Origin of the sequence: Stenotrophomonas sp. TWI587, from assembly GCF_039674145.1 — a bacterium.
Classification (GTDB): domain Bacteria; phylum Pseudomonadota; class Gammaproteobacteria; order Xanthomonadales; family Xanthomonadaceae; genus Stenotrophomonas; species Stenotrophomonas maltophilia_AY.
This window is the reverse complement of sequence record NZ_JBDJMW010000015.1, coordinates 45,912-71,222: the sequence shown is the minus strand read 5'-3', so window position 1 is coordinate 71,222 and position 25,311 is coordinate 45,912. Positions and strand designations below refer to the sequence as shown.

At 65.8% G+C, this 25,311-nt stretch carries 21 protein-coding genes and 1 riboswitch; of the genes, 13 read left to right on the top strand and 8 right to left on the bottom strand.

What is annotated here, in order from left to right; genetic code table 11:
• Positions 1 to 112: 112 nt before the first annotated feature.
• Positions 113 to 331, bottom strand: coding sequence for a glutaredoxin family protein (locus ABE464_RS18280; protein ID WP_346473084.1), 219 nt, complete (start codon positions 329 to 331; stop codon positions 113 to 115).
• Positions 332 to 428: 97 nt separating this feature from the next.
• Between ABE464_RS18280 and ABE464_RS18275 the strand changes: the two genes are divergently transcribed.
• Together ABE464_RS18275 and ABE464_RS18270 are read left to right on the top strand one after the other, a co-directional pair.
• Positions 429 to 1,811 carry an L-serine ammonia-lyase gene (locus ABE464_RS18275; protein WP_346473083.1) on the top strand — a complete coding sequence of 461 codons (1,383 nt, stop codon included), beginning with the start codon at positions 429 to 431 and terminating at the stop codon, positions 1,809 to 1,811.
• 113 nt (positions 1,812 to 1,924) lie between these two features.
• Positions 1,925 to 2,926 carry an alpha/beta hydrolase gene (locus tag ABE464_RS18270; protein WP_346473082.1) on the top strand — a complete coding sequence of 334 codons (1,002 nt, stop codon included), beginning with the start codon at positions 1,925 to 1,927 and terminating at the stop codon, positions 2,924 to 2,926.
• Between the two features lie 116 nt (positions 2,927 to 3,042).
• On the opposite strand, the gene ABE464_RS18265 is transcribed toward ABE464_RS18270, so the two are convergent.
• From ABE464_RS18265 to ABE464_RS18255, 3 genes are read right to left on the bottom strand one after another with little or no spacing between them, the layout of a single operon-like run.
• Positions 3,043 to 4,110: a homoserine dehydrogenase gene (locus ABE464_RS18265; protein ID WP_346473081.1), complete on the bottom strand. Its 1,068-nt coding sequence runs from the start codon at positions 4,108 to 4,110 to the stop codon at positions 3,043 to 3,045.
• Positions 4,107 to 5,351: an O-succinylhomoserine (thiol)-lyase gene (locus ABE464_RS18260; protein WP_346473080.1), complete on the bottom strand. Its 1,245-nt coding sequence runs from the start codon at positions 5,349 to 5,351 to the stop codon at positions 4,107 to 4,109. The genes ABE464_RS18265 and ABE464_RS18260 overlap by 4 nt, the downstream gene beginning before the upstream one ends.
• Positions 5,348 to 6,379 carry a homoserine O-succinyltransferase gene (locus ABE464_RS18255; protein WP_346473079.1) on the bottom strand — a complete coding sequence of 344 codons (1,032 nt, stop codon included), beginning with the start codon at positions 6,377 to 6,379 and terminating at the stop codon, positions 5,348 to 5,350. Before ABE464_RS18255 ends, ABE464_RS18260 begins: the two co-directional genes overlap by 4 nt.
• A gap of 78 nt (positions 6,380 to 6,457) precedes the next feature.
• Positions 6,458 to 6,578, bottom strand: a riboswitch (SAM riboswitch).
• A 141-nt stretch (positions 6,579 to 6,719) separates the two neighbouring features.
• On the opposite strand from ABE464_RS18255, the gene ABE464_RS18250 reads away from it, so the two are divergent.
• From ABE464_RS18250 to ABE464_RS18235, 4 genes are all read left to right on the top strand, one after another.
• Entirely contained in the window at positions 6,720 to 7,598 is an 879-nt protein-coding gene (locus ABE464_RS18250; protein ID WP_346473078.1) for a M23 family metallopeptidase, read from the top strand.
• Positions 7,599 to 7,671: 73 nt separating this feature from the next.
• Entirely contained in the window at positions 7,672 to 9,276 is a 1,605-nt protein-coding gene (locus ABE464_RS18245; protein WP_123730457.1) for a peptide chain release factor 3, read from the top strand.
• Positions 9,277 to 9,376: 100 nt separating this feature from the next.
• Positions 9,377 to 10,018, top strand: coding sequence for a hemolysin III family protein (locus ABE464_RS18240; RefSeq protein ID WP_172407499.1), 642 nt, complete (start codon positions 9,377 to 9,379; stop codon positions 10,016 to 10,018).
• A 401-nt stretch (positions 10,019 to 10,419) separates the two neighbouring features.
• The gene (locus ABE464_RS18235; protein WP_346473077.1) at positions 10,420 to 12,402 is read left to right on the top strand and encodes an AsmA family protein; all 1,983 of its coding nucleotides are present in this window, start codon (positions 10,420 to 10,422) and stop codon (positions 12,400 to 12,402) included.
• A gap of 62 nt (positions 12,403 to 12,464) precedes the next feature.
• On the opposite strand, the gene ABE464_RS18230 is transcribed toward ABE464_RS18235, so the two are convergent.
• Genes ABE464_RS18230 through mtgA form a run of 3 tightly spaced genes read right to left on the bottom strand, consistent with a single transcriptional unit; the run spans position 12,465 to position 14,664 of the window.
• Positions 12,465 to 12,896: a CBS domain-containing protein gene (locus tag ABE464_RS18230; RefSeq protein WP_123730455.1), complete on the bottom strand. Its 432-nt coding sequence runs from the start codon at positions 12,894 to 12,896 to the stop codon at positions 12,465 to 12,467.
• Positions 12,856 to 13,875, bottom strand: coding sequence for a glycosyltransferase family 2 protein (locus ABE464_RS18225; RefSeq protein ID WP_346473076.1), 1,020 nt, complete (start codon positions 13,873 to 13,875; stop codon positions 12,856 to 12,858). The genes ABE464_RS18230 and ABE464_RS18225 overlap by 41 nt, the downstream gene beginning before the upstream one ends.
• Before the next feature lie 39 nt (positions 13,876 to 13,914).
• Positions 13,915 to 14,664 carry a monofunctional biosynthetic peptidoglycan transglycosylase gene (gene mtgA / locus ABE464_RS18220; RefSeq protein WP_346473075.1) on the bottom strand — a complete coding sequence of 250 codons (750 nt, stop codon included), beginning with the start codon at positions 14,662 to 14,664 and terminating at the stop codon, positions 13,915 to 13,917.
• Positions 14,665 to 14,743: 79 nt separating this feature from the next.
• Between mtgA and ABE464_RS18215 the strand changes: the two genes are divergently transcribed.
• The 4 genes from ABE464_RS18215 to ABE464_RS18200 all read left to right on the top strand — a co-directional run bounded on the left by ABE464_RS18215 (position 14,744) and on the right by ABE464_RS18200 (position 20,472).
• Entirely contained in the window at positions 14,744 to 15,640 is an 897-nt protein-coding gene (locus ABE464_RS18215) for an Hsp33 family molecular chaperone HslO (RefSeq protein ID WP_346473074.1), read from the top strand.
• A gap of 152 nt (positions 15,641 to 15,792) precedes the next feature.
• Complete coding sequence (locus ABE464_RS18210) at positions 15,793 to 16,617, top strand: hypothetical protein (RefSeq protein ID WP_346473085.1); 825 nt, start codon at positions 15,793 to 15,795, stop codon at positions 16,615 to 16,617.
• A 530-nt stretch (positions 16,618 to 17,147) separates the two neighbouring features.
• A complete protein-coding gene (locus ABE464_RS18205) occupies positions 17,148 to 19,922 on the top strand; it encodes a TonB-dependent receptor (protein ID WP_346473073.1) in 2,775 nt (924 codons plus the stop codon).
• A 97-nt stretch (positions 19,923 to 20,019) separates the two neighbouring features.
• Positions 20,020 to 20,472: a hypothetical protein gene (locus tag ABE464_RS18200; protein WP_346473072.1), complete on the top strand. Its 453-nt coding sequence runs from the start codon at positions 20,020 to 20,022 to the stop codon at positions 20,470 to 20,472.
• 90 nt (positions 20,473 to 20,562) lie between these two features.
• Here the strand turns inward: ABE464_RS18200 and ABE464_RS18195 are convergent, their stop codons facing one another.
• Positions 20,563 to 21,165, bottom strand: coding sequence for a TetR/AcrR family transcriptional regulator (locus tag ABE464_RS18195; protein WP_123730448.1), 603 nt, complete (start codon positions 21,163 to 21,165; stop codon positions 20,563 to 20,565).
• Between the two features lie 139 nt (positions 21,166 to 21,304).
• On the opposite strand from ABE464_RS18195, the gene ABE464_RS18190 reads away from it, so the two are divergent.
• From ABE464_RS18190 to ABE464_RS18180, 3 genes are all read left to right on the top strand, one after another.
• Positions 21,305 to 22,225 (top strand): alpha/beta hydrolase, encoded by a 921-nt coding sequence (locus tag ABE464_RS18190; protein WP_346473071.1) that lies wholly within the window; start codon positions 21,305 to 21,307, stop codon positions 22,223 to 22,225.
• Positions 22,222 to 24,699 (top strand): acyl-CoA dehydrogenase, encoded by a 2,478-nt coding sequence (locus ABE464_RS18185; protein ID WP_346473070.1) that lies wholly within the window; start codon positions 22,222 to 22,224, stop codon positions 24,697 to 24,699. Before ABE464_RS18190 ends, ABE464_RS18185 begins: the two co-directional genes overlap by 4 nt.
• A gap of 63 nt (positions 24,700 to 24,762) precedes the next feature.
• Entirely contained in the window at positions 24,763 to 25,233 is a 471-nt protein-coding gene (locus ABE464_RS18180) for a hotdog fold domain-containing protein (RefSeq protein ID WP_346473069.1), read from the top strand.
• Positions 25,234 to 25,311: the final 78 nt, after the last annotated feature.

Sequence of the window (25,311 nt, the reverse complement as noted above, 5' to 3'; positions counted from 1 at the left end):
CTCCCGCCCACCCCCCCCATGGTTTCACTCCTGTATTCGTTGGTCTTGGGGTCGGGGGGCCGGCCCGCCGCCCCCCACTACCGCATCCAGCACCGCCAAGCGGCGCTGGGTGTCAGCCGATCCAGGTCTCTACCGCCGCCACATCGAACGGCCAGTCCAGTTCCCGCCCCTGCGCATCACGCAGCACCGGCACCCGCAGCCCGTAACGGGCCTCCAGCGCGATGTCGTCATCGATGAACACACTGTCCAGATCGGCCACCCGGGCCTGGGCCAGCACCGCCAGGGCCTGGTCGCACAAATGGCAGTCATCACGCTGGTACAAGGTAAACACCGGCCCACCCGCCTTGGGAAATGTTGCGCCGCACTCAAGGCTGGCGCCTGCGACAGCATAGAATAGCGCTCCATCCGATACCCGCAGTTTGGCAATCATGGCTGTCAGCACGTTCGACGTTTTCAAGATCGGCATTGGCCCGAGTTCTTCGCACACCGTGGGACCGATGAAGGCTGCCGAACGTTTCGTGCACCGCTGGCTGCTCGACCCGGGCCATCTGCAGGACGTGGTACGCATCCGCGCCGACGTCTACGGCTCGCTGGCCCTGACCGGCCGTGGCCATGGCACCGACAAGGCGGTGCTGCTCGGTCTGGAAGGCCAGCGCCCGAACCTGATCGATCCGGACATCATCCCCGAAACGCTCGAGCGGATCCGCAGCAGCAAGCGCATCCGCCTGATGGGGCAGCACGAGATCGCCTTCGACGAGAAGCGCGACCTGGGCCTGAACAAGCGCCAGAAGCTGCCGTACCACACCAACGGCATGCGCTTCACGGCTTACGGTGCGGACGAGCAGGTGATCGCCACGCGCGATTACTACTCCGTCGGCGGCGGTTTCGTGGTCAACCAGGATGACGCGGCCGATGACCGCATCGTGCCCGATGAAACCCCGCTGCCCTACCCCTTCAAGAGCGGCGACGAGCTGCTCGCGCAGACCGCACGCAGCGGCCTGAGCATCGCCCAGATGATGTTCGAAAACGAGAAGTGCTGGCGCACCGAAGAGGAGATCCGCGACAACCTGCGCGAGATCTGGAGCGCCATGCAGGCCTGCGTGGAGCGCGGCATCCGTCAGGAAGGCACCCTGCCCGGCGGCCTGCATGTCTCGCGCCGCGCCCCGGCGCTGTACCGCGAACTCTCCTCCAAGCCGGAAGCGGCGATGCGCGACCCGCTGACCACGCTGGACTGGGTCAACCTGTACGCGCTGGCCGTGAACGAAGAAAACGCCGCCGGTGGCCGCGTGGTGACCGCACCGACCAACGGCGCAGCCGGCGTACTGCCAGCGGTGCTGCATTACTTCGACCGCTTCTGCCCCGGCGCCAACGAACAGCGCGTGTTCGATTTCCTGCTGACCTCCGCGGCGATCGGCATCCTGTACAAGGAAAATGCCTCCATCTCCGGCGCCGAAGTGGGCTGCCAGGGCGAAGTGGGCGTGGCCTGCTCGATGGCGGCCGGCGGCCTGGTCGCCGCACTCGGCGGCAACCCGAGCCAGATCGAGAACGCCGCTGAAATCGGCATGGAACACAACCTCGGCCTGACCTGCGACCCGATCGGCGGGCTGGTGCAGATTCCCTGCATCGAGCGCAATGCGATGGGCGCGGTCAAGGCGATCAATGCCTCACGCATGGCCATGCGTGGCGACGGCAAGCACAAGGTCTCGCTGGACAAGGTCATCAAGACCATGCGCGACACCGGCCGCGACATGCAGGACAAGTACAAGGAAACCAGCCGCGGCGGGCTGGCGGTCAACGTCATCGAGTGCTGATCGGCCGTCCCCGGCGGTAGAGCCGACCGCTGGTCGGCTGCTCCCGGTGGCATCGCCGGTACGCCTGCACGGCCGCTCCGGTACAGTCGGGACTTCCCCCCATGGAGACTGCCATGCGCATCCTGGCCGCCGCCCTGCTTGCCTGCCTGCCGCTGACCACCCTCGCCGCTGAGACTTACGGCCCGCGGCTGGAAGGCTTCGACTATCCGTACCCCGTGAAGATCTTCCGGTTCGAGTCCCAGCGCCAGCCGCTGGAGATGGCCTATATCGACGTGCCCGCCGGTGGCAAAGGCTTCGCCGGGACGGTCGTGCTGCTGCATGGCAAGAATTTCTGTGCGGCCACCTGGAAGGACACCATCGCGGCATTGAGTGCGGCCAGTTACCGGGTGATCGCGCCGGATCAGATCGGCTTCTGCAAATCGAGCAAGCCCGAGCGCTACCAGTACTCGTTCGGCCAGCTCGCTGCCAATACCGAAGCGCTGCTGGAGCATCTGGGCTACGGCGAAGGCAAGCTGCACATCGTCGGCCATTCGATGGGAGGCATGCTCGCGGCCCGCTTCGCGCTGATGTACCCGCAGCGCACCCTCAGTCTCTCGCTGGTCAACCCGATCGGACTGGAAGACTGGAAGGCCAAGGGCGTGCCATGGCGCAGCATCGACGCTTGGTATGCGGGCGAGCTGAAGACCAGCTTCGACAGCATCAAGAAGTACCAGCTCGACGTCTATTACAACGGCCAGTGGAAGCCCGAGTACGAGCAGTGGGTGCGCATGCAGTCGCGCATGTACGACGGCCCCGGCAAGCAGGCGGTGGCGTGGAGCCAGGCGCTGACCTCGGACATGGTGTTCAACCAGCCGGTGGTCCATGAGCTGCCCAGGCTGACGGTGCCGACCACGTTGTTCATCGGCCAGACCGACCGCACGGCGATCGGCCGTGACCTGGCGCCGCCGGCGCTCAAGGCGACACTGGGCAACTACCCTGCGCTGGGCAAAGCGGCGGCCGCGGCGATTCCCGGCGCCACGCTGGTGAGCTTCGAGGATCTGGGCCACTCGCCGCAGGTGCAGGACCCTGCGCGATTCAATGCGGCACTGCTGAAGGCAATCTCACAACACGACTGACCTGCCCACCACCCCGGTAGTGCCACGCCATGCGTGGCAGCCGCCGTCCTCACCATTGTCCGCCGATGCAGCCAGCCCCTGGCGCTACCGTGTGCCTGGGTGGGATCGCGCGGCAATCAGCGCCGCACGATCGCCAGCACGTCGTCCAGCAAGGCCGCGGCAGTGACGTCCGCCCCGGCACCCGGCCCCTGGATCAGCAGCGGCTGGGCGTGATATCGATCGCTGTGGATCGCGACGCGGTTGTCGGTCTGCGCCCCACCGGCCAGCGGATGGTCGCACGGCAGGACACGCAGCCCCACCGAGGCACCGTCGTGATCGAAGCCACCGACGAAGCGCAGGCACCCACCTTGGTCGTTGGCCTGCTGCCAATACTGCTGCAGCGGTGCATCCAGCAGCGTCAGCTGCGCCAACGCATCCGCCGGGGACAGCCCAGCAAGTGCATCCGGCACCAGTGAGGCAACCTGCACCTGCTCGGCACGCAACGCAATGCCGCTGGCGCGCGCCAGGATCAACAGCTTGCGACGGACATCCTCGCCGGACAGATCCACGCGCGGGTCCGGCTCGGTGTAGCCGGCATCGGCTGCGTCACGCACCCACGCCGAAAACGGACGCTGGCCATCGTAATGATGGAACAGCCACGCCAGCGAACCGGACAGCACGCCCTCCACGCGATGGATGCGGTCGCCGCCGGCGACCAGCGCGCGCAGGCTGCTCAACAACGGCAACCCTGCGCCCACGGTGGCACTGTCGCCGTAGCGCGCGCCGCCCTGCTGCCCGCTCTCGGCGATGGCTTGGGCACGGGCCAGCTGCGCGCCCTGCCCGAGCTTGTTGGCGGTGACCACGTGCACGCCCCGCGCCAACCACTGTTCGTGCCAGTTGGCGACCTCGTCACTGGCAGTCGCATCGACCACCACATCGCCACGCTGCAGGCCTTCGGCCTCCGCCCAGGGCTGCAGTGCCACCGCGCCGCGTGCGGCCAGGTTGGCCTGGGCAAGTTCCTGCGCGGGGGTCTGTTCGCAGGCACGCGCCGTGCGCGAATTGGCCAACCAGGAGAACGACGGCAACGTCACGCCGCGATCCTGCAGCGAGGCATAGCGCTGCACGAAGGCGGTGCCGACCGTACCGGTGCCAAGCAGCGCCAGACGACGCTGTGCTGCCAGCGGAAGGTTCAGCACGGCGCTCATGCATCCACCTGTTTACGGCGCTGCACGTCGTGGTGCTGATCGATCACGACCTGGGCGCGTTCCAGCCCGGCCTGCAGATCGGCCACCAGGTCTTCCGGCGACTCGATGCCGACCGACAGCCGCAACAAGCCCTCACTGATCCCGGCGCACGCACGCGCTTCGGGGGTCATCGCCGCGTGGGTCATGGTCGCCGGATGCGCGATCAGGCTTTCCACGCCGCCCAGCGATTCGGCCAGGGTGAAACAGCGCAGACCATCCACGAAGGCGCGCACCGCCGCATGCGGATCATCGCCCGGGCACGAGGCCAGTTCGAAGGACAGCATCGCGCCGAAGCCGCTCTGCTGACGCGCGGCGATCGCGTGACCGGGGTGATCGGCCAGGCCCGGGTAATACACGCTGGCGACCGCATCGCTGGCGGCCAGCAGCTCGACCACGGCGGCGGTGTTCTCCTGGTGCGCACGCAGGCGTGCACCCAGCGTACGCAGGCCACGCAATGTCAGGAAGGCATCGAACGGCGAGCCGGTCAGGCCCAGCGCGTTGGCCCACCACACCAGCTGCTCGTGCACCGCCGGATCGCGCGCGATCACCGCACCGCCGACCACGTCGCTGTGGCCGTTGATGTACTTGGTGGTCGAATGCAGCACCACATCGGCACCGAAGCTGATCGGCTGCTGCAGGGCAGGCGACAGGAAGGTGTTGTCCACGACCACCTTGGCACCGGCCTTGTGCGCGGCCTCGATGACGAAGCGCAGGTCGGTGATGCGCAGCAGCGGGTTGGACGGGGTTTCGATCAGCACCAGGGTGGGCGACTGCGCCAGCGCGTCGGCCAGCGAACGCGGGTCGGTCAGGTCGGCGGTGATCAGGCCGAAGTGCCCCTTCTTGGCCAGCGCGTTGAACAGGCGCCAGCTGCCGCCGTACGCATCGTGCGGCACCACCAGCGTATCGCCCGGCTGCAGCAGCGCGTTGAGCACCAGGTTGATCGCGCCCATGCCGGTGGAGGTGATCACGCCACCGGCGCCGCCTTCCAGTTCGGCCAGCGCCTCACCCAGCAGATCGCGGGTCGGGTTGCCGCTGCGGGTGTAGTCGTACTGGCGCTTGTTGCCGAAGCCATCGAAGCTGAAGTTGGAGGACAGCACGATCGGCGGAGTCACCGCACCGTGGGCGGTGTCACGGTCGATGCCTGCACGCACGGCGGCGGTGACGCGGCTACAGGACGGCTCGGTACCAGCGGAACGGCTCATGCGGATTCTCCGGGGGATCGAAAAGCGGTGGCGAGGATCGCGTCGATGCGATCGGTTTCTTTCAGGAAGGCGTCGTGGCCATACGGCGAGCGCAGCACGCGCAGGCTGCCGCGCGGGCCCAGCCCTTCGACCAGGCCGACGCAGTCGGCCAGCGGGACCAGGCGATCACCTTCCACGGCGACCACGACGGTGGGCACCTGGATGGCGGCCGGGTCGATGCGGTGCAGGTCGATGGATTCGGACAGACGCAGATAGGCATCGACCGGCGTGCGGGCGACATACTGCGCACCGGCGGCATCCAGATAGTCTTCGGCGGCAACGCGCACGCGGCCGTTGACCACTTCCGGCGCGGCATCGAAGCGCTCACCGAACTCTTCTGGTGTGCGGTAGCTGAGCATGGCGAACTGGCGCGCCAGCGACAGCCCGTGGCTTTCGGCGCACTGCAACTGACCCAGCGCGACCGCACGGCGCTGCAGCGCGCGCCAGGCCGCGGCATACGGGTGCGGCCGATGCGCACCGCTCACCGCGATCAGCTTCTGCACGCGCTCGCGGTGGCGGATCGCAAACTGCTGGCCGACCAGCGCGCCGTAGGAGTACCCGACGAAGCACTGCAGGCGGGCGATGCCGAGATGATCCAGCAGCACGGCCAGGGCATCGGCCTGGTCGGCGGTATCGATCGGCAGGTCGAGCGCACCGTCGGCACCGATGAAATCGAAGGCCAGGATGCGCAGCGAGGCCGGATCCAGCGCGCGGCCTGCGGCGACCAGGCCTTCAGCCCAGCCCTTTTCGGGGAACTCGGCATTGGCCGCCACGTGCCGGTGCGCGGAGATGCCGCCGGCCAGCACGACCACCGGCGCATTGGCGCGGCCGACGATTTCGTAGCGCAGGCGCACCGGTCGCGGCCCACCGTGACGCATCGACAGCACCGCCGCGATATCGCCGCGAACGGCGTTCAGCCCAGCGTCGACGGGGACGCTGAGCGGGGCGAAGGAGTCGGTGGCGACAGGGGCGGCGGTGGCGAAGCGCATGGCGGTATCCAAAGTAGGAAAACGGCCATCGAGCTTTCGCGGAGCTCGCGTTCGAAGCGCACGCACGGTGCACGGTTCGAACCATCTTTCGGAAGACACCAACGGTCTCCGCAGGATTTGGCACCTACGCAGGTCGCTTTCGCGTCTGCGGGCTGCCCCGGCTTCAAAGGGCCTGTCCCTCTGCCGGTCTCGATGGTGGAGCCACGATGCCAGTGCTTCCGGCTTGTGTCAATCCCTTCATCGGCATGAAGCGATATATATTCCAGATGATCATCAGTCGCGCATACTCCAGCGTCCTCCCTGCCCGGCCGACGCCTTGCGCTGCCTACGTCTCCCCGTCGTGATCCTGCTACTGGTCCCGGTGCTGAACGCCTGGGCCGGCCCCGGTGTGAACTGGCGGACGGGCTGGCAGCTCGACCGCCCAGCGCCCGCTACGGCAGCCCACGACGGCCTCGCCACGGATGTGCCGGTCTTGGCCGTGCTGACCGTGGAAGGGGCCGGCGAGCGCTGGCAGGCGCGGGTGGACAACCGCGTGGCCGGTCCCGTCCAGGTTGCGCTGCAGCCGGCCGCAGGCACCCCGCCCCTACCGGGCTTGCCCATGCAGACGGTGATCGCCGGATCTGCAAGCGTGGTGATGACCAGGCTGCACCCGCTCGCAGTGTCCACCGCGATCCGCCTGGATCTGACTGCCGTCCCGGGCGACCCCGCCGCGCGCCCACAGGATGTTGCTTACCAACTGCCGTTCGATGCTGCCCGCATCCAAGTCAGCCAGGCACCGCAGGGCCGTTTCAGCCACAGCGACCCGGAAAACCGCGACGCCATCGACTTCGCCCTGCCCGAGGGCACCCCCGTGCTCGCGGCGCGGGCAGGCACGGTCATGCAGGTCCAGGCCGGGTATCAGGGCAATGGACAGGACCGCGACCACGATCTGGCCCGGGCCAACCTGGTGCGGGTGCTGCATGAGGACGGCAGCATGGCGGTGTACGCCCATCTGCAGCACAAGGGCGTGCTGGTGCGCCCGGGCGAGCAGGTGCAGGCGGGGCAGCACATCGGGCTGTCGGGCAATACCGGCTACAGCGCCGCGCCGCATCTGCACTTCGCGGTGCAGGTCAATGCGGGCATGCGGCTGCGCTCGATCCCGGCGCGCCTCGTGACCCCGCAGGGCGAGCTGCGCTTCGCCCGGAGCCTGGACGACGCCGGCCCATCCGCCCTGCACTGACCCCGGCCGCCCGCCCCCGCTATACTGAGCGGCTTATCTCCATGAAAAGCGCCCCGGGCGGGCGCGTCACGCCATGTCCGAAGTCGCTACCGAAGCTGCGCGCCGCCGCACCTTCGCCATCATCTCCCACCCTGACGCCGGCAAGACCACGCTGACCGAAAAGCTGCTGCTGTTCGGCGGTGCGATCCAGATGGCCGGTTCGGTCAAGGGCCGCAAGGCCGCGCGCCATGCGACCTCCGACTGGATGGCGCTGGAAAAGGAGCGCGGGATCTCGGTCACCTCCTCGGTGATGCAGTTCCCGTACGAAGGCAAGATCGTCAACCTGCTCGACACCCCCGGCCACGCCGACTTCGGCGAGGACACCTACCGCGTGCTCACCGCGGTGGACTCGGCACTGATGGTGATCGACGTGGCCAAGGGCGTGGAAGAGCGCACCATCAAACTGATGGAAGTCTGCCGCCTGCGCGACACCCCGATCATGACCTTCATCAACAAGCTTGATCGCGAGGGCAAGGAGCCGATCGATCTGCTGGATGAAGTGGAAAGCGTGCTCGGCATCCAGTGCGCGCCGGTCACCTGGCCGATCGGCATGGGCCAGCGCCTGAAGGGCGTGGTGCATCTGATCAGCGGTGAGGTGCACCTGTACGAGCAGGGTCGCAACTTCACCCGCCAGGACTCGACGATCTTCCCGTCGATCGATTCGCCGGGGCTGGCCGAGAAGATCGGCGAGCGCATGCTGGCCGACCTGCGTGACGAGCTGGAACTGGTGCAGGGCGCCAGCCATCCGTTCGACGTGGAGGCCTACCTCGCCGGCAAGCAGACGCCGGTGTTCTTCGGCTCGGGCGTGAACAACTTCGGCGTGCAGCCGCTGCTGGATTTCTTCGTCGAGCATGCACCGTCACCGCAGCCGCGCGCGACCACTGGCCGCGTCATCGCGCCGCAGGAAAACAAGCTGACCGGCTTCGTGTTCAAGATCCAGGCCAACATGGACCCGCAGCACCGCGACCGCGTGGCGTTCATGCGGGTGTGCTCGGGCCGCTTCGTGGCCGGCATGAAGACCTTCCATGTGCGCACCGGCAAGGAAATGAAACTGGCCAATGCGCTGACCTTCATGGCCAGCGACCGCGAGATCGCCGCCGAGGCGTGGCCGGGCGATGTGATCGGCATCCACAACCACGGCACGATCTCCATCGGTGACACATTCACCGAAGGCGAAGCCGTCAGCTTCACCGGCATCCCGAACTTCGCGCCGGAGCTGTTCCGCCGCGCCCGCCTGCGCGATCCGCTCAAGCTCAAGCAGCTGCAGAAGGGCCTGGCGCAGTTGTCCGAAGAGGGCGCGACGCAGTTCTTCCGCCCGCTGATGAGCAACGACCTGATCCTGGGCGCGGTGGGTGTGCTGCAGTTCGACGTGGCCGCCTACCGCCTGAAGGACGAATACGGCGTGGAAGCGACCTTCGAGCCGGTCAGCGTGACCACGGCGCGCTGGGTCACCTGCAGCAACGAGAAGAAGCTGGAGGAGTTCCGCGAGAAGAACGCGGGCAACCTGAGCATCGATGCCGCCGGCCAGCTGGTGTATCTGGCCCCGACCCGCGTGAATCTGCAGCTGGCGCAGGAACGCGCGCCGGATGTGCGCTTCGCTGCCACGCGCGAGGCAGCACACAGCGTGTCGGTCAGCTGATCCTTCGGCCGATCTGTCGGCTGAACAGGCGCGCGTGCATGCGCGGGCCATCGCGGCGATGATAGGGGGGAGCGGCCTCCCCCTCCCCGCACATCCGATCATCGCCATGACCTCTGTCGTTTCCGTTCGAGAAGAAATCGCCAGCGCCTTGACCCACGGGCTTGGCGCCGTTGCCGCACTGGCTGGCAGTGCGGTGCTCATCACCCTGGCCGCCATCTATGGCGACGGCTGGCAGCTGGCCAGCGCGATCGTGTTCGGGGTGGCGTTGTTGCTGTTGTATACGGCCTCCACGCTGTATCACGCGATCCAGCATCCGGTCGCAAAGGGCCGGCTGAAGGTATTCGATCACTGCGCGATCTATCTGTTGATCGCCGGCACGTATACGCCGTTCACGCTGATCGGGCTGCGCGGCGGTCCGTGGGGCTGGGGGATGTTCACGGCGATCTGGGCGCTGGCGCTGTTCGGCGTGGTGTTCAAGCTGTTCTATACGGGCCGGTTCAAGCTGTTGTCGACGATCATCTATATCGCGATGGGCTGGATGGTGATGGTGGCGATCAAGCCGATGTGGCATTCGCTGGATGCGTGGACGCTGGGCTGGCTGTTGGCCGGCGGTGTGTTCTATACGTTGGGGACGGTGTTCTATCACCGGGAGTCGGTGCCGTATTCGCATGCGATCTGGCATCTGTTCGTGATCGGCGGGAGTGTGTGTCACTTCGTTGCGGTGACGGCGCAGATTCTCTGAGTGCTGTGTTCTGCCAGGCAAGGGCGACGCCACCTGGACCAGCGGGAGCGGGAGCGCTAGCAACAGCGAGAGCAAGAGCGGCTCGGGCTTCAGGGATGCGCCAGGCGGGGTCGGCACGGGTGGGTTGGCGGGACACGCCGTGAACCCATCCCTGGGGGCTCATGTCGCGCCATCCATGGCGCTCATGGTCCCGCCAACCCACCCGCGCCGCCGCGCTCACGGCTGGCGGGTGGCCTGAGAAGGTCAAAACCCTGGTTGGACCGGGTGCCAAGCATGGCCGACGCGCTGTGCCTGGCATCGTCGTCGCCAGCGGCGACGCCGAGGAGCGACACGCCTCACCCTGACAGTACCCTTACCAATGCTTCGCGCTGCCTGCACGATGCAGGGTCAACCATGGGGAGGTGAACACTGTCCCGTCCCCTGCTCCGTCCGATGTGTCTTCCCGTTCGCGCTGGCGCTGGCGTCGTCCTGGCAAGCGGGGGCAGCGGTGGTTGGCAATCCTGGTGTTTCTGTTCGCTGCGCTGCTGGTCCTGATTGCGTTGTGGGATTGGAACTGGTTCAAGGGGCCGGTGGAGCGGGCGGTGCAGGCCAAGACCGGTCGTGAGTTCCATATCCATGGGGATCTGGATGTCGATCTGGGCCGGGTGACGACGGTGCGCGGTGATGGGCTGACGTTTGCCAATGCGACGTGGGCCAAGCAGCCGCAGATGGCCACGGCCGATCGTGCGGAGATCGATCTGCGGGTATGGCCGTTGCTGCGCGGGCAGGTACGTATTCCAGAGATCCGGTTGATCCGCCCGGATGTGTTGCTGGAGACGGCGCCGGGCAAAGATCAACCGGGCAATTGGGATTTCCTCGGGCCGAGCGACGGCGATCCGCCCGTGCTGCAACGGTTGCTGGTCGATGATGGGCGGCTGCAGTTCCGCGATGCGGCGGGGAAGACGGATGTGCTGGTATCGCTCGACAGTGGCAAGCCACGCGACAAAGACAGTGGTCCGCCGCTGCTGGTGAAGGGCAAGGGTCGCTGGCAGGGCAATCCGTTCTCGCTGGAGGGCAATACCGAGTCGCCGTTGGAGCTGACCAATACCGGTCATCCGTTCCGGATCCACCTGGATGGGCGGGCCGGCAGTACGCATGCGATCGCCAGTGGCACGTTGACCAATCCGTTCCAGCTGCGCGTGTTCGATCTGGAACTGATGTTGAGTGGGCAGGACATGGAGGATCTGTATCCGCTGATCGGGGTGGCCATGCCCTCCACGCCGCCTTACAGGCTCAAGGGGCGGCTCAAGCGCGACAATGCGATCTGGCGCTATGAGAATTTCACCGGTACGGCCGGTGACAGCGACTTGGGTGGCACCGCGCAGATCGATGTAAGCGGTGAACGGCCGTTCCTGAAGGCGGATCTGGTGTCCAAACGGTTGGACTTCGATGATCTGGCCGGGTTCATCGGTGCGCCGCCAAAGACCGGTGCCGGGGAATCGGCCAATGCCGACCAGAAGGCGAAGGCCGCTGCATTGGCGGCCAGTGCCAAGGTGCTGCCGGAGACGCCATACGATCTGTCCAAGCTGCGGGCGATGGATGCCGATGTGCGCTGGAAAGCGCAGCGGATCAATTCGCCGACGCTACCGCTCGATGACATGGATGCCCACCTCAAGCTCAATGATGGCCTGCTGCGGTTGGAGCCGCTGAACTTCGGTGTGGCCGGTGGCGATATCCGCAGCACGATCCGGATGGACGCGCGCAGGCAGGCAATCTCCACGCAGCTGCAGGCGACCATCCGCAAGGTGCAGCTGGGCAGATTGTTCCCGGATGCGAAGCTGGCCGAGCAGGCCTCCGGCGGCATCAGTGGCGAGGTCAAACTCACTGGCCAGGGCAATTCCATCGCCGCCATGCTGGGCAGTTCCGATGGCACCGTGGCAGTCGGCATCGGGCGCGGCCATGTCGGAAATCTGATCATGGAACTGGCCGGGCTGGATGTGGCCGAGTCGGTGAAGTTCCTGTTCACTGGCGACAAGCAGATTCCGCTGCGCTGTGCGTGGGGCGATTTCGCGGTGGACAACGGCGTGATGCAGTCGCGCTCGCTCGCGTTCGATACCACCGACACGCTCATCCTTGGCGAGGGCAAGGTGGATCTGAAGCAGGAACAGCTGGACCTGCTGCTGCGGCCGCGCCCGAAAGACATGAGCATCCTGGCGCTGCGCTCGCCGCTGCGCATTGGCGGCACCTTCAAAGATCCTTCGTTCCGCCCGGACTTCAAGGCGCTGGGCATCCGCGGGGCGATCGCGCTCGCGCTGGGCAGCATCGCGCCGCCGGCAGCCCTGCTGGCCACGATCGAAACCGGCCCGGGCGAGGACAGCAACTGCGGTGGCCGTTACGCCAAGTAAGTAACCCCGGTCAGGGCCGGATGCCGTCCGGTGGCCGGCATCCGGGCACCATCGACCACTGCTCAACCGGCGACGATGTACTGCTGCAGCTGATCGAGTTTCTGCGCCTGTTCGTCGATCACCGATTTCACCAGATCGCCGATCGAGATGACGCCGAGCACGCCCGTGCCGTCGACCACCGGCAGATGCCGGATGCGGTAATCGGTGACCAGTTGCAGGCAGTGTTCCACCTGCTCGCCGGGCGCCACCGTTACTACCTTGGGGGTCATGATCTCGCGCACCTCGGTGGTGCGTGACGAGCGCTCATGCAGGACGATCTTGCGCGCGTAATCGCGCTCGGAGAGGATGCCGACCAGTTGCCGACCCTCCATCACCAGGACCGCACCGATGCCTTTTTCGGCCATCAGCCGGATGGCGTCGATCACCGCCGACGTCGGCGCTACGGCGAATACCTCAGGGGACTTGCCTTCCAACAGCTGTCGTACCGTGGTCATCTCGCTGCTCTCCACCGATGGGATGCACGGCCGAGTCTGCCACGAACGGCGGCTGCCAGGTGTCAATCAGGTACAGCGGGCGCTGTTTGGATTCTTCATACAGCCGGCCCAGGTATTCACCGATCAGCCCCAGTGCGATCAGCTGTATGCCGCCCAGGAACAGGATCACCGCCATCATGGTCGGCCAGCCCGCGACACGGTCGCCGTACAGGGCGGCCTTGAGCACGACCACCAGCGCGAACAGGAACGCGAAGCTCGCGGCGGCCAAGCCCAGGTAGGTGGTCGCACGCAGCGGCGCGGTCGAAAATCCGGTGATGCCTTCCAGCGCGAAATTCCACAGCCGCCAGACGCTGAACTTGCTCTCGCCCACCAGCCGCGCGTGGCGATGATAGGGCAGCGCCTTGCGGCGGAAGCCCACCCAACCGAACAGCCCTTTCATGAACCGGTGACGTTCACGCAGCTGGCCGAGAGCCTGCAGCGCACGCGGGGAAAGCAGACGGAAATCCCCGGTATCGGCGGGAATCGGCGTGTTGGACAACCGACCTATCACCCGATAGAACGCCTTCGCGGTGGACCGTTTGAACCAGCTCTCGCCATCGCGTTTCAGGCGCGTGCCGTACACGTTGTCATAGCCCTGCTGCCAGAGCGCGACAAACTCCGGAATCAGTTCGGGCGGGTCCTGTCCATCGGCGTCGAGAATCATCACCGCGCCGTTGTCGACAAAATCCAGCCCGGCGGTCAGCGCCGCCTCCTTGCCGAAGTTGCGCGACAGCCGCAGCACGCCGACACGGGCGTCCGCGTCCGCCAACCCCTGCATCACGTCCCACGTCGTGTCGGCACTGCCATCGTCCACGTACAGCACCCGCGCATCGAGACCGTCCAGGCTGTCGAGCACCGTGCGCAGACGTGAATGCAGCATCGGCAGAGCCAAGGCTTCATTGTGGGCAGCAACCACGACGGTCAGGCGTTGGGCGTTCATGCCGCGATTGTAGCGTCAGCCAATCACGTACATGAATGCTCAGTCCTGATCGAGGTATGCGCCCCCGCCCAGCTGGCGCGCCTGCCGCTGGATCCACGCCGCACGGCGCTGGACATAGGGCCCCGGCTTGGCGGCGTTGTAGCGGCGCGGCGATGGCAGCACCGCGGCCAACCGGGCGCTTTCGGCCGGGCTCAGCCGCGAGGCGTCCTTGTTCCAGTACTGCCGTGACGCCGCCTGCGCGCCATAGATGCCGTCCCCGAACTCGGCGATGTTGGCGTACATCTCCAGGATCCGCGACTTGGGCCATAGCGCTTCGATCAGCACGGTGTACCAGACTTCCAGCCCCTTCCGGATCCAGCTGCGGCCCTGCCACAGGAACAGGTTCTTGGCGACCTGCTGGCTGATCGTGCTGGCCCCGCGCAGGCGGCCACCGCGCGCGTTGTGATCGCGTGCCTTTTCGATCGCCTGCAGGTCGAAGCCATTGTGGTCCGGGAAGCGCTGGTCCTCGGCGGCCACCAGCGAAATGGGCAGACTCGGTGCCATCTGGTCCAGGTCACGCCACTGGTAATGCAGACGATAGCCCCAGTCGCCCTGCCCCAGGGCCTCGCCGTAGCGCCACACCATCACGCTGGACACGGGCGGGTCGATGAAGCGCAGGGCCAGTACCTGCAGCACGCTGATGCCGACGAACAGCACCGGCAGCCACATCAGGCGTTTCCAGCGCCAGCGGCGCGGCGGTGACGGTTCCAGGTCCGGCTCGACCTTGAGGTTGCTGCGCTCTGCCCCCATTACTGGTGCATCCTTTACTTGCACGGTTGTCGGCGCATTATCCGGCAACCGGCACTCCTTTCGCGCAGCCACCGAACCGATGACCGCCCAGACCGACACCCTTGCCCGTTTCCTGCTCCCCGATGCCGGCGTCCGCGGCGTGCACGTGCACCTCGATGCGACCTGGCAGGAGATCCTGTCCCACGCCGCCTACCCGCCGGGGGCAGCCGAACTGCTCGGCGAAGCGAGCGTTGCCTCGGCGCTGTTCACCGGCCACACCAAGGTCGATGGCCGTCTGTCCATCCAGCTGCGCAGCAACACCGCGCTGCGCACCCTGTTCGCCGAGTGCACGGCAGCCGGCACCCTGCGCGGCATCGTCCAGCTGGCTGATGGCGGTGGCGATGCCCCGCGCGATCTGACCGCGCTGGGTGACGATGCGCTGCTGGCGATCACCATCGAGAACCCCGGCCTGGACCCGCGCGAACCACAGCGTTACCAGAGCCTGGTCGGGCTGAGTGCCGCTGGCCTGGACGAGGCCTTCGAAGACTACTTCCGCCAGTCCGAGCAGCTGCCGACCCGACTGCTGCTGGCTGCCGATGGCACCCGCGCTGCAGGCCTGTTGCTGCAGAAGCTGCCGGGCGATGAAGGCGACCAGGATGGCTGGTCGCGTGCCAGCGCGCTGTTCGAGACCCTGGGCAAGCAGGAACTGCTGGACGTGCCCGGTCATGACCTGCTGCATCGCCTGTTCCATGAGGAGCACCCGGAGCTGCTGGGCGACAAGGCGCTGCGCTTTGCGTGCTCGTGTTCGCGCGAGCGCGTCCAGGGCATGCTGCAGTCGCTGGGCGAAGACGAAGCGCGGGCGGCCGCCGAGCCGACCGGCGCGGTCGAGGTGCGCTGCGAATTCTGCGGGCAGGAGTATCACTTTCCGTTGACGGAATTCGACATACTGTTCCGCGAGATGGATGTATCCTCGCCGGCACCTGAACGGCTTCAGTAATTTTTGTACGAGTTTTGTTCTGGGGAGAACCAAGACTTGTTAAGAAATCATAAACGCCCTACGATCAATGTCCCGCTTCTGCGGGAACTTGTCATCACCGCGCTTGTCTGAGAGTTCCCATGCATCCCCTTCTGCGTCTACCGCTGGCCCTGATGATCGCCCTTGGCGCGGTCTCGGGCGCGCATGCGCAGGCCAAGGGCAAGCAGGACGGCACGGTACTGCCGGTCTGGAACAAGGGCAGCGGCAAGGTGGAAGCGCTGCTGTATCTGGAGCCGACCGGTGAACAGGCCGTCGGTGCCCGCTGGCACTTCGGGCGCAGTTCACTGGATGCGGCCTTCGGGCTGTCGTCCGGTGATTCGCTCGGCCTGCTGTGCAACAGCAGCCGCGGCACCAGCATCAGCGGGTTGGCCAGTCATTGCATGCTGGCCACCCTGGGCGATGAAGAAGACAACACGCTCAGCCGTCGGGTCAGCGGCACGGCCGCCTTCAACCGTCCCGGTGGGCGCGTGGGCATCACCGCCGGCAGCGGCCGTGACACCCTGCCAGCCTGGCTGGCAGGCCCGAACAAATCGCCGTCGCTGCGTGCCGAGCAGAACGATCTGACCGTCTTCGGGCAGAAGAACATCGGCCGCGAAGGCTTCGTATCGATCGGCGGCACCTATGCCAAGGCGCGTCTGGTCCCGATCGCGGACGCCTCGCCGGCCATCGTCGATCGCTGGGACAGCAAGAGCCTCACCATCGGTGCCGGCTACGGCAATTTCAGCGGCAACATCATCGGCCGCGTGGTCGACGTACCGGGGCAGCCCGGCAAGTGGGAAGGCCTGGGCGTCGGCTTGACCTGGCGCACGCCCTGGAGCGGTCAGCTCACCGTAGGCGCCGAGAACGTCGTGACCCGCGGCAAGAATCCGTTCGCTCCGCGCAATGAGAGCACCGACGAAGGCACCGTGCCCTACGTCCGTTACGAGCAGGATCTTTAAACCCTCGCTTACGGGCCGGCAGCGGTCTGCACTGGCGAACGGACGATCCCTCCCCCTACCTGTATTGATTCACCGCAGCCGGGTCTGCGGCGGCGTTGCCGTGCGCGTGTTCACCGTGCCCCCCCCTATTACCGCCACCTGCGTAACGACTCCTAGCATAAGGCGTGCCGAAACACCCGCTGACGGGACAATCGCGACGCTTCAGAAATTCGCGACCCGGTCGCGCGCGGGGTCCCGTGGCTGCCCATTCAGGCGAAATCGATACAAATCGACATAAAAAATGTGCCAAAAGTCATCACATCTCAGACGGCTTCGATAGGGCAAGAGAGCGGATGACACCTCAAACGCCTTGTGGCACAAGGACTTTGCCGAATTTCACCTGAATCACATGAAGTATTAACGGGTCTTTAATTTCTCCGAATACGTGGTTACTATCGAGTCAGCTTCGCGACTTGGAGACGCCTTTCGTCTCCGCCCCGCAGAAGCCAACTTCGTGTCGTACCCAAGCCCACTTGGAGAGAGAGAGAGCAATGAATTTCAAGCACAACAAGCTGCGTGATGCAGTGGTGATCGCGCTGGTCGCGACGGCAGGCACTGCCACCACCGCTGTCGCCCAGGAGTCGGCATCGCCGACCAACCTCGATCGCATCGAGGTCACCGGTTCCCGCATCCGCTCCGTGGACGTCGAGAACTCCCAGCCGGTCTTCATCATGGACCGCGCTGCGATCGAAAAGCAGGGTCTGACCTCGGTCGCCGATGTGCTCCAGCGCATCTCGGCCAACGGTGCCGGTCTGAACACCAACTTCAACAACGGCGGTGACGGCTCGTCCACCATCAGCCTGCGTAACCTGGGTTCGGAACGCACCCTGGTGCTGGTGAACGGCCGCCGTTGGGTGTCCAACACCTCCGGTTCGGTGGATCTGAACACCATCCCGGCCTCCATCATCGAACGCGTTGAAGTGCTGAAGGACGGCGCCTCGTCGGTCTACGGTTCCGACGCCATCGCCGGCGTGGTCAACCTGATCACCCGCGGCGATTACGAAGGTGCGGAAGTCAACGCCTACGTCGGCCAATACGGCCAGGGCGACGGTCAGCGCACCTCGTTCGACGCCACCGTCGGCACCAGCAGCGATCGCGGCAACCTGGTCATCAGCGTGTCGCGCGTTGAAGAAGACGCCGTCTCCGCCGGTGACCGCGCCATCTCGGCCGTGCCGGAATTCGGCCGCGGCAGCGCCACGTACAGCAGCTACTCGGCCAACGGCAAGATCAACGCCTCTGCAGCTGCAGGCGGCAATCTGGCCCTTCGCCCGGGCGCCATCGCGAGCGGTCTGGCCAGCGATCCGTACTACGCGCTGAACCAGTACATTCCGTACACCAGCGACTTCAACTACAACTTCGCCAAGGACAACTACCTGGCGACCCCGCAGAAGCGTAGTGCTCTGTTCGCGCAGGGCAGCTACAACCTGTCGGACAACATCACCTTCAAGATGGATGCGCTGTACAACGAGCGTCGCTCGGCCCAGCAGCTGGCCGGCTTCCCGCTGAGCACCATCAACACCGGCCTGAGCCTGAGCGGCGACAGCTACTACAACCCCTACAACGCTGCTTACGGCGGTGATGGGCGCGATGTCAGCTGGACCCACCGTCTGACCGAAGCGTCGCGTCTGTACGACCAGAACACCAAGACCAGCCACGTCTATCTGGGCCTGGATGGCTTCTTCGAGTTCGCCGGCCGCCAGTTCAACTGGGACGCCGGTTACGCGTTCAACAAGACCAACGAAGTGGAGACCCAGGTCGGCGACGCCAACCTGCTGTCGCTGGAAGCTGCACTCGGCGCGTCCGAAGTGCGTGGCGGCCGCGTGGTCTGCGTTGACGGCCCGGGCGGCGACATCATCAGCGGCTGCACCCCGTTCAACCCGCTGTCGCCGGCCGGTGGCGTGAGCCAGGAGATGCTGGACTACATCCTGTTCACCGCGCACAACACCTACCAGTACCGCAATGAGAGCGTCACCGCGAACCTGTCCGGTGAACTGTTCGAACTGCCGGCTGGCTGGCTGAGCTTCGCCGCTGGTTTCGAACACCGCAAGGAAAGCGGCTACTCCTCGCCGGACGCCTTCATCGCCAACGGCCTGACCTCGGGCAACTCCTTCACCGCGACCTCCGGCGAGTACTCGCTGGATGACGCGTACATCGAAGTGGCGATCCCGCTGCTGAAGGACCTGCCGGGTGCCCAGCTGCTGGAACTGAATGCTGCGACCCGTTACTCGGACTACAGCAACTTCGGCAACACGCTGAACAGCAAGTTCGGCTTCAAGTGGAAGCCGCTGGACGAAGTGCTGGTCCGCGGTAACTGGGCCGAAGGCTTCCGTGCACCGTCGATCACCAACCTGTACCGCGGTGACTCCGACACCTTCGCCACCTACTCCGATCCCTGCTCGGCCAATGGTCGCTTTGCCGGCAACGCTGCCGTGCTGGCCAACTGCGGCGCCCGCGGCGTCCCGGCTGGCTTCGTGGCCGATTACAACAGCGGCGGCGGCGTCAACGGTGGCCAGACCATCTATCCGTTCACCCTTGGCGGCAACCCGGATCTGACCCCGGAAACCGCCACCAGCAAGACGCTGGGCGTGGTGTACAGCCCGTCCTGGGCGACCGGCCTGAACATCTCGCTGGACTGGTGGTCCATCGAGCTGGAAAACCGCATCAGCAGCTTCGCGGCCAACACGATCCTGGACAAGTGCTACGTTGACAACATCTCCAGCTACTGCGACCTGATCACCCGTGATGCGACCGGTCTCGTCACCGGCATGTTCATCGGCCCGATCAACGCCGGTTTCCAGGAACTGGAAGGTTACGACCTGACCGTCAAGTACCGCCTGGCAGACACCAGCGTCGGCACTTTCGGCTTCACCCTGGATTCGACCTACGTCACCAAGAACCGCTCGCGCGATTCGACGCAGGACGATTGGGAAGCGCTGAACGGCAAGTACTTCGAGTCCGATCCGTACTGGCGTCTGCGTGGCAACCTGACCACCGACTGGACCTACGGTGATTTCAGCGCCAGCTGGATGATCCGCTACCGTTCGGGCCTGACCGAAGATGTGAGCGAAGGCACGCTGGAATCGATCACGTACCACGATCTGCAGCTGAGCTACAACCTGCCGTGGAATGCGACCGTGCGCGTCGGTGCCAACAACATCTTCGCCAAGGACCCGCCGGTCACGCTGGATGCGTTCGCCAACTCGTTCGACCCGCAGTACGACATCCCGGGTCGTTACATGTACATGCAGTACACCCAGCGCTTCTGATGGGTCTGAGGTAGTAGCAACCGCTTGAGGATGGCCCGGTTCGCCGGGCCATCCTTTTTTCCTTCCAGGACCGAGGATGAGCCCCATGAATAAAAGGATGTTGACCGGCCTGCTGCTTGCGTTCGCCGTTTCCGGCGCCGCGTGGGCGCAGGGCAAGAGCGTGATCGATCTCAATCGGTCGTTCGCCGAACAGCGCAAGACGGTCATGGCCGATCTTGAGAGCGACAAATATCGTGAAATTTCGCTGGAACAGAAGAGCTCGGTGGTGGCGGCGCTCAACCGCATCCAGGCCAAGCTCGGCACGGCCGACGATGTCTCTCGCCTGCACGAAAACGACCGCGTTGCGGTCATGAACGACCAGTCGCAGATCAATACGATCCTCACGCAGGCCGCCGCGGACAGCCGCCTGGTGTGCCGCCGCGAGAAGACCATCGGCAGCAACCTGCCGCAGAACAACTGCCTCACTGTCGCCGAGCGCGCCCGCCTGAAGCTCCGCGCGCAGGACGACACCGTCCGCGCACAACAGCGGATCGGTCAGAGCCAGAAGTAAGAAGATGCACCACCGCTGATACGCAAAGGCCTGCCCCGATCGGGGCAGGCCTTTTTTGTGCGTGCAGCGGTCATGCGTGCAGCACGGACTTCACCCGATCGGGATCAACGTCTCGATCACATGCTCCACATACGCTTCGAAGTCCTCGCGCGCCTGCTTGGGCTGCTGCAGCTGCAGCGACAACTGCAGGAAGCCGACATAGGCGGCATAGGCCAGGCGTGCACGATGCTGCGCGTCGGTACGGCTCAGGCCGGCCTGGCGGAACGAGGCGACCAGGTATTCCAGTCGACGATGCGAAACGCGGTCGATGACCGGGCGCACCATCGGGTGATCGAGCGCCTTGAGCAGCTCGCTGTAGATGATGTGCGGCTGCACTTCATGCGCCACCACCTGGAACAGCTGACGCAGGCGCACACGCGGATCGGTGACGTCGGCGAGGCTGCCAAACACCTGCTCCTGCTCGAACAGTTCCCAGCGCTCCAGTGCGGCCTGCAGCAACGCATCGCGCGAGGGGAAGTGCCAATAGAAGCTGCCCTTGGTGACACCGAGTCGACGCGCCAGCGGCTCCACCGCGACCGCGCCCACGCCTTGTTCGGCAATCAGATCCAGTGCGGCCTGGGCCCAGTCTTCGGCACTGAGGCGGCTGTTGCGGCCGGCACGTGGCTCGCCGGCGGAAGCTTCGGGTTCATTCATAGGTGGATTTAACCATACGCCGGGGTTGGTTGCAGTATGTGAATCACTCGAAGGGCGCTTCGCGCCTGCTGGCACAAGGGATGGACCCACCATACTCCGAAGTATTGACATCGCACAGGGCAGGTCCATACTAGCGAGTATGGTCACTCCTTCCTCTACCCTGCCCCGCTTTGACGATGAGCGACTGACTGGCGCGCATGACGCCGTGCTCGGCGCCACCCGTTCGGGGCCGGGGCGCCGCGGCACCGTCCTGTTCGCCCACGGCTTCGGCCAGACCCGGCATGCTTGGAACGCCACCGCGAACGCGCTGGTCGACGCCGGCTACCAGACCCTGGCCTACGATGCGCGCGGCCACGGCGATTCGGACTGGAATCCGGCCGACCTTGCCTACCACGGCGAACAGTTCGCCGATGATCTGATCGTGCTGGCCGGTGAACAGCCGCAGCCGCCGATCCTGATCGCCGCCTCGATGGGCGGTCTGTTCGGCCTGCTCGCCGAGTCGCGCTGGCCGGGTCTGTTTTCGGCGATGGTGCTGGTGGACATCACCCCACGCTGGGATACCGCCGGTGTCGAAAAAATCCTGATGTTCATGACCGCGCACCCGGAGGGCTTCGCGTCGCTGTCCCAGGCCGCCGACGTGATCTCCTCCTACCTGCCGCACCGCCCGCGCAAGTCTGAAGAGTCCCTGCGCGCATTGCTGCGCGAGGACGGCCACGGCCGCTGGCGCTGGCATTGGGACCCGCGCCTGGTCGCCGAACTGGCGCGTGACAGCGAACAACACCAGGACGCGCTTGCCGACGCGGCGCGCCAGGTGAAATGCCCATTGCTGCTGGTCAGCGGTGGCCGCAGTACCCTCGTCACCCCGCAGACGGTGGCCGAGTTCCTCGCGTTGGTGCCACACGCACGTCACGTGCAGCTGCCGGAGGCCACGCACATGGTCGCCGGTGATGACAACAACGCCTTTACCGCTACTGTGTTGGACTATCTGGACGTGTTGCCCTCGGCCTCCGCCGTCGCATCGTCCGCCATTACCGAGCACGTCACCGGAGCACGCTCATGAGCATTGTCGTTCCCTTCCTCGCGATCCTCCTGGCAGGTGCGTTCGTCGCCTACCACCGGATGCGCCTGATCACCTGGACGATCATCAGCCTGGTGCTGCTGGCCGCCTGCTGGTTCATCCCGTACGTCAACCAGACCGCCACGATCGTGGCCGCGGCCATCGTCGCCGTGATCGCCGTGCCGCTGCTGCTGCCCTTCATCCGCAAGCCGCTGCTGACCGCACCGATGATGAAGGTGTTCCGCAAGGTGCTGCCGCCGCTGTCGCAGACCGAGCGCATCGCGCTGGAAACCGGCTCGGTCGGTTTCGAAGGCGAGCTGTTCACCGGTGACCCGGACTGGAACATCCTGCTCAACTATCCCAAGCCGCAGCTCACCGCCGAAGAACAGGCCTTCCTGGATGGCCCGGTGGAAGAGCTGTGCAAGATGGTCAACGACTGGGAAATCACCCACGTTTACGCCGACCTGCCGCCGGAGCTGTGGAGCTTCATCAAGAAGAACAAGTTCTTCGGCATGATCATTCCGAAGGAATACGGTGGCCTGGGCTTCAGCGCGCTGGCCCACCACAAGGTGATCCAGAAGCTGGCCTCGGTGTCGAGCGTGGTCAGCTCCACCGTCGGCGTGCCCAACTCGCTGGGCCCGGGTGAACTGCTCAACCATTACGGCACCCAGGAACAGAAGGACCAGTACCTGCCGCGTCTGGCCGATGGCCGTGAAGTGCCCTGCTTCGGCCTGACCGGTCCGTTCGCCGGTTCGGATGCCACCTCGATTCCCGATTACGGCATCGTCTGCAAGGGCGAGTGGAACGGCGAGCAGGTGCTCGGCGTCAAGCTCACCTTCGACAAGCGCTACATCACGCTGGCCCCGGTGGCCACGCTGATCGGCCTGGCGTTCCGCATGTACGATCCGGACGGTTTGATCGGCAGCACCCGCGACATCGGCATCACCCTGGCGCTGCTGCCGCGTGATACCGCCGGTGTGGAAATCGGCCGCCGCCACTTCCCGCTCAACTCGACCTTCCAGAACGGCCCGATCCGCGGCAAAGATGTCTTCATCCCGCTGACCCAGCTGATCGGCGGCGCCGAGAAGGCCGGCAAGGGCTGGAACATGCTCAACGAGTGCCTGGCCGTGGGCCGCTCGATCACCCTGCCCTCCACTGCCAGTGGCGGTGCCAAGGCCGGTGCCGTAGTGACCGGTGCCTATGCCCGCATCCGCAAGCAGTTCGGCCTGTCGGTCGGCCGCTTCGAGGGCGTGGAAGAAGCGCTGGCCCGCATCGGCGGCAAGGCGTATGCGATCAGCGCGCTGTGCCAGGCCACGGCGGCGGCGGTGGACCGCGGCGACGTGCCGTCGGTGCCGTCGGCCATCGCCAAGTACCACTGCACCACCATGAGCCGTGAAGTGATCTCGGACGTGATGGATGTGATCGGCGGCAAGGGCATCATCCTGGGGCCGCGCAACTTCGCCGGCCGCAGCTGGCAGGCCGCGCCGATCGCGATCACGGTCGAAGGCGCCAACATCATGACCCGCAGCCTGCTGATCTTCGGCCAGGGTGCGATCCTCTGCCACCCGTGGGTACTGAAGGAAATGAAGGCCGCGCAGGATCCGGACACCCGTGCCGGCCTGCAGGAGTTCGACCGCAGCCTGTTCGGCCACATCCGCTACGGCATCTCCAACGCCGTGCGTTCGTTCTGGTTCGGCCTGACCGGTGCGCGTTTCGGCGCGGCCCCGGGCGATGCCTACACCCGCCGCTACTTCCGCAAGCTGGACCGTTACTCGGCCAACCTGGCGCTGATGGCCGACATCTCGATGATGACGCTGGGCGGCAAGCTGAAGTTCAAGGAATCGCTGTCCGGCCGCCTGGGCGATGTGCTGAGCCACATCTACATGACCAGCGCCATGCTCAAGCGCTACCACGACGAAGGCGCACCGACCGCCGACCAGCCGTTGCTGGCCTGGGCCTTCCATGACAGCGTGCACAAGATCGAAGAGTCGCTGTCGGCCGCCCTGCGCAACTTCCCGGTGCGTCCGATCGGCTGGCTGATGTGGGCGCTGATCTTCCCGTTCGGCCGCCGTGCCGAAGCCCCGGGCGACCGCCTGGGCCACCGCGTGGCCGCGCTGCTGATGGCGCCCAACGAAGCCCGCGACCGTCTGGCCAGTGGCGTGTTCCTGACCCCCTGCGAGAACAACCCGGGTGGCCGCATCAACAGCTACCTGTCCAAGGCGATCATGGCCGAGCCGGTGGAGCGCAAGTTCATCAAGGCGCTCAAGACCAAGGGCATCGAAGCGCTGGACTTCGTCACCCAGCTGGACGAAGCGGTAGCCGAGGGCGTGATCACGCAGGACGAGCGCACCCTGCTCGAAGAGCTGCGCACGCTCACCCTGGAAACGATCACCGTGGACGACTTCGATCCGGAAGAACTGCGCTCGGCGGGCTACTACAAGCTCCAGCAGAAGGACGCGCAGTCGCAGGCTGCGTGATCCCGCCCACCCTGTAAACGACAACGGCGGACTTCGGTCCGCCGTTTTTTTGGGAGATTCCCGATGTCCGCTCCACTGCTCACCCTGTATCGCCGCATGCAGCGCTGGCCCGCCGGCAACTGGCTGTTCTCGCGCGCGGTGTGCGTCAAGGCGCCCTATTTCGCGAGCATCGCCCCGCGCATCACCCTGCTTGAGCCGGGCCGCTGCGAAGGCCGCATCGCGCACCGGCGCAAGGTCACCAACCACATCGGCACGGTGCACGCGATCGCGCTGTGCAACCTGGCCGAGCTCACCGCTGGGCTGATGGTGGATGCTTCGCTGCCCAAGGGCATGCGCTGGATCCCGAAGGGCATGGAGGTGCAGTACCTGGCCAAAGCGACGGGCACCCAGCATGCGGTCGCCACACCCGAGCAGCCGATCGTGGCGGCCGAGGCAGGCTACGCGCTGCCGGTGAAGGTGCAGGTGCGCGATGACGCCGGCACGGCCGTGTTCGAGGCGCGGATCGCGATGTGGGTGTCACCGGTCAAGCGTTGATCGCTGGTGCGCAGCCACCCATGGGGTGGCGCTACCTCCGATCCGTCTGTCGCAGGGTGGCGCCACGCCATGCGTGGC